General features: G+C 55.4%; 2 protein-coding genes. Both read left to right on the plus strand.

Annotated features, from left to right (window positions below; all coding sequences use genetic code 11):
• Positions 1 to 708, plus strand: a 708-nt coding sequence (locus ACXJ5O_RS25500) for an ATP-binding cassette domain-containing protein (protein WP_457302344.1), incomplete at its 5' end; no start/stop codon positions are given.
• Positions 705 to 1,904 (plus strand): multiple monosaccharide ABC transporter permease, encoded by a 1,200-nt coding sequence (mmsB, locus tag ACXJ5O_RS25505; RefSeq protein ID WP_457302345.1) that lies wholly within the window; start codon positions 705 to 707, stop codon positions 1,902 to 1,904. The genes ACXJ5O_RS25500 and mmsB, both read left to right, overlap by 4 nt.
• Positions 1,905 to 1,963: the final 59 nt, after the last annotated feature.

The following is a 1,963-nucleotide window of genomic DNA, read 5'->3' on the forward strand; positions in this document are numbered from 1 at the left end:
GTCGTCATCAATGGTATCAATCTCAATGTGCGGAAGGGTGAAGTCGTCGGCATCGCCGGGCTGATGGGCGCTGGCCGCACCGAATTCGCCATGAGCGTGTTCGGCAWGGCCTATGGGCGGAACATCAGTGGCGAGGTCTTCATCAATGGCAGGCAGGTCGATGTTTCGACCATCGGCAAAGCGATTGACAACGGGATCGCCTACGTCACCGAGGACCGCAAGACCTATGGCCTCAACCTGATCGATCATATCAAGCACAATACCACGATCGCCAATCTGGACGGCGTTTCACATAGCGGCGTGCTGGATGACATGGCCGAACTGAAAGTCGCGAATGAATATCGCCGCAAGACCAATATCCGTTCGTCAAGCATTTATCAAAAGACCGGCAATCTCTCCGGCGGCAACCAGCAGAAAGTCGTTCTTTCGAAATGGTTGTTTGCCAACCCGGACCTTTTGATCCTTGACGAACCCACGCGCGGCATCGATGTCGGCGCGAAATATGAAATCTATACGATCATCAACCAACTGGTAAGCGAAGGCAAAAGCGTGCTGATGATCTCGTCGGAAATGCCAGAGCTGCTCGGCGTCTGCGACCGGATCTACGTGATGAACCAGGGCAGGCTCGTCGGCGAAATGCCGGCCAGCGAAGCCAGCCAGGAAAAAATCATGCGCGCCATTATTCGTGCTGAAGGGAAAGCATCATGACCGTCGAAACTGCAGCAACCCAAGGTAAAAAAGACTTCAAGACGGATGGCTCCGCGCTGAAAGGCAATTTCCGGGAATATGGCCTGGTGCTCGCCTTGATCCYCATCATGCTCTTCTTCCAGTACACAACGAGCGGCGTTCTCTTCAAGCCGGTCAACCTCACCAATCTGGTGTTGCAGAACAGCTATATCATCATCATGGCACTCGGCATGCTGCTGGTTATCGTCGCCGGACACATCGATCTCTCGGTGGGGTCGGTTTCGGGATTTATCGGCGGGCTTGCTGCCGTAATGATGGTGCAATGGCATATCCATTATATCCCAGCGGCAATCATCTGTCTCGCCATGGGCGGCGCCATTGGGGCGGCGCAGGGCTACTGGATCGCCTATCACAAGATCCCCTCATTCATCGTGACGCTTGCGGGCATGCTGGTCTTTCGCGGTCTTGCACTCTGGCTGCTAGGCGGTCAGTCGGTCGGGCCATTCCCACCGCAATTCCAGCTCCTGAGCTCAGGCTTCATTCCTGACGTTTTTGCAAATCCCGGCTTCAACATCACATCGATGCTTGTTGGCATCGCACTCGTCGCACTGATGATCTATTCCAGTATTCGCGGCCGCGCGAAGCGTGAAAAGCACGGCTATGAGGGTGAACCATTCGCCCTCTTCATATCCAAGAATCTGATCATCGGCGGCATCATCCTGTTTCTGACGTATCTTCTCTCGTCCTATAAGGGTCTGCCGAACGTTCTGGTCGTCATGGCTCTCTTGATCGCGCTCTTCGTCTTCGTGACCAAACGCATGACCGTCGGCCGCCGCATCTACGCCATGGGCGGCAATGAAAAGGCGGCAAAGCTCTCCGGCATCAAGACCGAACGGCTGACATTCCTGACCTTTGTCAACATGGGTGTACTCGCCGCTCTCGCCGGGCTGATCTTTGCAGCACGTCTCAACACGGCGACGCCAAAGGCGGGCCTTGGCTTCGAGCTTGACGTGATTGCTGCGGTCTTCATCGGCGGCGCATCGGCCATGGGTGGTGTCGGTCAGGTCATGGGTGCGGTGATCGGCGCCTTCATCATGGGTGTGATGAACAATGGCATGTCGATCATGGGCGTCAATATCGACTGGCAGCAGGTGATCAAGGGTCTCGTTCTGCTCGCTGCGGTTATCTTCGACGTCTACAACAAGAACAAGGCTTGAAGCCGGTTTCGTGAAGTCTGCTACATTGGTGCGTGGTTCGACTAGCTCACCATGAGGGA

The sequence above is a fragment of the Phyllobacterium sp. P5_D12 genome (assembly GCF_054049495.1).